Origin of the sequence: Geobacillus sp. ZGt-1, from assembly GCF_001026865.1 — a bacterium.
In the GTDB taxonomy this organism is placed as follows: Bacteria; Bacillota; Bacilli; order Bacillales; family Anoxybacillaceae; genus Geobacillus; species Geobacillus thermoleovorans.
Genome location: NZ_LDPD01000023.1, coordinates 234,340 through 238,434, shown reverse-complemented (window position 1 = coordinate 238,434; position 4,095 = coordinate 234,340). Strand labels below are relative to the sequence as shown.

General features: G+C 49.9%; 6 protein-coding genes and 1 pseudogene. 6 read left to right on the top strand and 1 reads right to left on the bottom strand.

Annotation, left to right across the window (positions count from 1 at the left end; all coding sequences use genetic code 11):
• Positions 1–431: 431 nt before the first annotated feature.
• The 4 genes from VU18_RS09910 to VU18_RS09895 all read left to right on the top strand — a co-directional run bounded on the left by VU18_RS09910 (position 432) and on the right by VU18_RS09895 (position 2,803).
• Positions 432–839, top strand: a complete 408-nt coding sequence (locus tag VU18_RS09910; RefSeq protein WP_015375348.1) for an AbrB/MazE/SpoVT family DNA-binding domain-containing protein — start codon at positions 432–434, stop codon at positions 837–839.
• The gene (locus VU18_RS09905; protein WP_015375347.1) at positions 826–1,164 is read left to right on the top strand and encodes a type II toxin-antitoxin system RelE/ParE family toxin; all 339 of its coding nucleotides are present in this window, start codon (positions 826–828) and stop codon (positions 1,162–1,164) included. Before VU18_RS09910 ends, VU18_RS09905 begins: the two co-directional genes overlap by 14 nt.
• Positions 1,165–1,253: 89 nt before the next feature.
• The gene (locus VU18_RS09900) at positions 1,254–2,228 is read left to right on the top strand and encodes an aromatic acid exporter family protein (RefSeq protein WP_020960464.1); all 975 of its coding nucleotides are present in this window, start codon (positions 1,254–1,256) and stop codon (positions 2,226–2,228) included.
• A 68-nt stretch (positions 2,229–2,296) separates the two neighbouring features.
• Positions 2,297–2,803: a L,D-transpeptidase gene (locus VU18_RS09895; RefSeq protein WP_020278250.1), complete on the top strand. Its 507-nt coding sequence runs from the start codon at positions 2,297–2,299 to the stop codon at positions 2,801–2,803.
• A gap of 44 nt (positions 2,804–2,847) precedes the next feature.
• Here VU18_RS09895 and prli42 read toward each other — a convergent pair whose 3' ends face one another.
• On the bottom strand, positions 2,848–2,940 hold the full coding sequence (gene prli42, locus VU18_RS17945) for a stressosome-associated protein Prli42 (protein WP_012820630.1): 93 nt from the start codon (positions 2,938–2,940) through the stop codon (positions 2,848–2,850).
• Between the two features lie 213 nt (positions 2,941–3,153).
• Here prli42 and mce point away from each other — a divergent pair, with 213 nt between their 5' ends.
• Both mce and VU18_RS20005 read left to right on the top strand, forming a co-directional pair.
• Positions 3,154–3,576: a methylmalonyl-CoA epimerase gene (mce, locus tag VU18_RS09890; RefSeq protein ID WP_021322086.1), complete on the top strand. Its 423-nt coding sequence runs from the start codon at positions 3,154–3,156 to the stop codon at positions 3,574–3,576.
• Positions 3,573–4,095 (top strand): annotated as a pseudogene (locus tag VU18_RS20005) (carboxyl transferase domain-containing protein); the annotation flags it as partial. The gene mce and the pseudogene VU18_RS20005, both read left to right, overlap by 4 nt.

Here is a 4,095-nt window from a genome sequence, read left to right as displayed (position 1 = left end):
CCATCGCTCGTTGTGTTGGTTCAAAAGTTATTCTAAAAAAACAAATAAAAAATCCTTTCGTTCTACTTAGTAGGGGTGCGAAATGTGAGTTCCAATGTCAAATGAATCCTTGAAATACAAGGAAAGTGAAGGAATTTCCACACCATGGACGTTCGAATTCGTATCATTTATGAAAGTTCCTATTTGAAATAATAATCGCTATCTTTGAGAACCTTGGCCTCCATCAATTGAGCGTCGTTTTGTTCAGGAATTCTCCGCTTTGTTCCACTAGGATGTTAGTGTTTGCATCAATCTATTCCTCTTCCGCAAACATTGAACACTTCTCCTCCCTACGGTATGGGAAAATCATTGTGTTTGTTTCCCCACCATGCTATGATCATTAGTAAAGAAACCAAGAAATTTGGTTATTTTTTTGGAAGGAGGGGAATAATATGGTACCATCAGATTCGATGACAAAGGAGAAGGTACCGATGGACAATATCCCTAACCGTAAGAAAAACCTTGTGAAACGAATTGCCGTATCGAGCAAAAAACAAATTACGATCCCAAAGGATTTTTATGAGCAATTAGGAATTGGAAACGAGGTGTTAATTGAGTTAGCGGATAATAAGTTAATTATTCATCCTATTCATGAGGATCATTTTGACTTTTCCGATCTGATTTTAAAAGACTTGATCGAAGAAGGATATACAGGCGAAGAACTATACAAAGAATTTGTATACCGTAAATCGCAAATTGCCCCTGCATTCAACGCGATGATTTCTGAGGAAAGACCGAAGGCAAAAACGTATACCGCGGATACGTTAGAGGAGTTATTCGGCGAAGATGATGAACAATAATCGGCTGCAATTGCTCCCAAAAGCAGAAAAAACCATCAAAAAGCTGACAAAGAAAGATCCGGTGCTGAAACAGCGTTTGAAAGAAGCCTTGCGGGAGATTCTTTCCCATCCAACGGAAGCAGGAGAAGCGAAAACAGGGGATTTGGCAGGGATTTACGGTTACGACATTTATCATCAAGGAGTCAATTACGAAATCGCCTATTTTATTGATCAGGATGAAAGCGGGAATATGGTGGTCGTTGTCTTGGCGGGAACCCGCGAAAATTTTTATGATGAGCTGAAGCGTTATATGAAAGCGAACAAAGCGAGACTTCCTAAACCATAGCTGTGATAGGTTAAGAAAAACAATGGCCATTTTATCTCTCTCTTCATGTCTTGTCTGCCGTTGTTGATACGATAAAAGGAGACGGCGCGATGAAAATCGGCTATCGGACGTTAAAAACCGCGGTGGGGGCGGCGCTAGCGATTGCCATCGCTCAGCTGATCGGCCTGCATAATTTCGCTTCCGCTGGCATTATCGTCATTTTATGCGTCCAAGTGACGAAAAAGCGGTCGCTTGAGACCGCTCGGGCCCGTTTTGCGGCGTGCGTCGTTGCGGTCGGGTTTGCGGCGTTGTTTTTTACCGCCTTCGGCTATCATCCGTGGACGATCGGGCTGTTGCTTTTGTTGTTCATTCCTGTGACGGTTCGCTTGAAAATCAATGAAGGCATTGCGACAAGCTCGGTCATTATTTTGCATTTGTATGCGGCCCAAGACATCACGTGGGGATTGGTCGCCAATGAGATCTTGCTCGTGGCGGTTGGCATTGGGGTAGCGCTGCTGATGAACATGTACATGCCGAGCGCCGAGAAGGAGCTCAAAGAGTACCAGCGCATTGTCGAAGATTTGTTTCGCATTATTTTAAAAGAAATCGTCCGCTACTTGCGCACAAATGAGCTTGATTGGGATGGAAAAGAGCTGCCGCTTGCGGCGGAGACGCTCGACAAAGCGAAAAAGCTCGCCATGCGCCACGCCGACAATCAATTATGGCGGAATGAGGATGAATATGTCCGCTACTTCCGCATGCGTGAGCGGCAGTTGGAAATCATCGAGCATATGCTTCCGCTTGTGACATCGCTCGTCTACACGGTCGAGCAGCGGATGATGGTCGCCGATTTTATCGACGAATTAAGCGACGCCATTCATCCGGGAAATACGGCGGACCGCTTTTTGCGGCGCCTTGCCGAGATGCGCGAACAGTTTAAAGCGATGCCGCTGCCAAAGACGCGCGAGCAGTTTGAAGAGCGGGCGGCGTTGTTTCATTTAGTGCGCGAATTGGAGCGATATTTAATCATCAAAAGCGAATTCCATCCCGGAAACGAACGAAAACCGCAGCGGCTGAAGGCATGATGCAGGGCATATGTCCATCCGTTTTGGCGCACACTATAGCCAAACATTCAAGCAAAGGATGGACGGATATGCGGGTATGGTTGGCCATTTGTCTCGTGCTCACCGCCGTGTTGGGAGCGCCTTTCCCGACAGCGGCGGAGGCGAAGCCGCTTGTCATTGTGAACAAAGCGATCAATAAGCTCGCGCTCGTCCGCGACGGCCGCATCGAAGCCGTTTATCCGGTGGCGACCGGGGTCAATACCGATTTGACGCCGGAAGGAATGTTTACGGTGACGGTGAAGGCGAAACACCCGTATTATCGGAAAAAGAACATCCCAGGCGGGGCGCCGAACAATCCGCTCGGCGCAAGGTGGATCGGCTTTAACGCGCGCGGGACGGACGGGCGCATCTACGGCATTCACGGCACGAACAACCCGGCGTCGATCGGCCAGTATGTGTCGCAAGGTTGTGTGCGCATGCACAACCGCGATGTCGAGCATTTGTATGAACGGGTGCCGATTGGCGCCAACGTGCTCATTCTCCGCAGCAACGAATCGTTTTACGCCATCGCCAAACGGCACGGCGCTGTCCGATGAAAAACGCAAGCTCCGTTTCGGAGCTTGCGTTTTTTTGGGCAGGTTTAAAACCACATGCTGATGCCGGCGAGGAGCGTCGTCAGCAGCATGCAAATGAGCATCAAGTAAACCACGAATTTTTGCGTTTTGCGCGACAACGGTCCGTCCTCCTTCCGTCCGCTGTTCTACGTTTATTGTAACGGCAAACAGCGGAGCGGACAAGGAAAAAAGCAGGATGAGAGATGAAACGGACCGCTCCATGGCTTGACCGTTGCGCAGACAAAGAAAAACAAAAAAAGCAGGATTTTTTGTCGAAACGGCGAATAATAAAATGTTGGCCTCATCATTTTGCGGCAAAGGGGATGCAGACGATGGAAGTAAAAAAAGTCGACCATATCGGCATTGCCGTCCGCTCGATCGAGAAAGCGCTTCCGTTTTATACAGATGTGCTCGGCCTGCCGTTTCTCGGCATCGAGGAAGTCGAGTCGGAGCAGGTGAAAGTGGCGTTTTTGCAGGCTGGAGAGGCGAAAATTGAACTTCTTGAGCCGCTGTCGCCAGAGAGCGCGGTGGCGAAATTTATCGAGAAACGCGGCGAAGGGATTCATCATGTGGCGCTTGGGGTTGAAGACATCACCGAGCGCATCCGTGAGCTGAAGGAGCATGGCATCCGCATGATTCAAGATGCGCCAAAACGCGGCGCCGGCGGAGCATGGGTCGCGTTCATGCACCCGAAATCGACCGGCGGCGTGTTGTATGAGCTTTGTGAACGGATGAAAACGGAGGGACACCAATGAGCGACATGTACGATAAAATCAATGAATTATATGACCGCCGACGTGAGATTGAACTGGGCGGCGGCGATGAGAAAATTGAACAGCAGCACGCGAAAGGGAAGCTGACGGCGCGCGAGCGGATTGACTTGCTTTTGGATGAAGGAACGTTTGTCGAACTCAATCCGTTCATCGAGCACCGCTGCACCGATTTTGGACTTGGCGAAAAGAAGGGGCCGGGCGATGGGGTCGTCACCGGCTACGGGAAGATCAATGGACGCACCGTATTTGTGTTCTCGCAAGATTTCACCGTCTTCGGCGGGGCGCTTGGGGAAATGCACGCGAAAAAAATCACGAACATCATGGATTTGGCGGCGAAAACCGGGGCGCCGGTCATCGGCTTGAACGATTCGGGCGGCGCCCGCATTCAAGAAGGGGTCTTGTCGCTTGACGGGTACGGGCACATTTTTTACCGCAACGCCATTTATTCCGGCGTCATCCCGCAAATTTCCGTCATTATGGGGCCGTGCGCCGGCGGGGCCG

Bases quoted from the DNA above. Each gene is read 5' to 3' on its own strand.
- VU18_RS09910 (WP_015375348.1), top strand. From the start codon at position 432: ATGGTACCATCAGATTCGATGACAAAGGAGAAGGTACCGATGGACAAT.
- VU18_RS09905 (WP_015375347.1), top strand. From the start codon at position 826: ATGATGAACAATAATCGGCTGCAATTGCTCCCAAAAGCAGAAAAAACC.
- VU18_RS09900 (WP_020960464.1), top strand. From the start codon at position 1,254: ATGAAAATCGGCTATCGGACGTTAAAAACCGCGGTGGGGGCGGCGCTA.
- VU18_RS09895 (WP_020278250.1), top strand. From the start codon at position 2,297: ATGCGGGTATGGTTGGCCATTTGTCTCGTGCTCACCGCCGTGTTGGGA.
- mce (WP_021322086.1), top strand. From the start codon at position 3,154: ATGGAAGTAAAAAAAGTCGACCATATCGGCATTGCCGTCCGCTCGATC.